1 protein-coding gene is annotated in these 376 nt (G+C 41.2%); it reads right to left on the bottom strand.

The window, feature by feature from the left end:
- Positions 1-156: 156 nt before the first annotated feature.
- The coding region (locus tag AB4496_RS29165) for an EAL domain-containing protein (RefSeq protein ID WP_372133609.1) at positions 157-376 on the bottom strand (220 nt) is incomplete at its 5' end.

Genomic DNA, 376 nt, shown 5'->3' on the forward strand with positions numbered 1-376 from the left:
TTTTCGAGCTTTTTAAGCTTTGCAGTCAACTGATCCATAACGAGGAATGCCTATATAAAGGGAAGATAAAACAGAAAGGCGGCGATTATAAAAATCACCACCTATAGAGTAAAGAGAAAGTAGGCCTAAATCCAAAACAAAGTGCTCTTTTTCGCCTTAAGCGTAACGAGTTGTCCCCAAATAGTTTTGATTGATTAAGCTGTGTTCGAATTCTTGGCTCGGCATTGGCTTGCCATAAAGGTAACCTTGTCCCACATCACAGCCTTCATTGATGATAAATTGCTCCTGAACCTCCGATTCAATGCCTTCAATCGTGACTTTTAAGTCGAGCTTTTTCGCGATTTGGACTATGGACCGAACGATCTCTGAGTCTTCC

Source organism: Vibrio sp. 10N.222.46.A1, from assembly GCF_041473595.1.
GTDB classification, from domain to species: domain Bacteria; phylum Pseudomonadota; class Gammaproteobacteria; order Enterobacterales; family Vibrionaceae; genus Vibrio; species Vibrio tasmaniensis_A.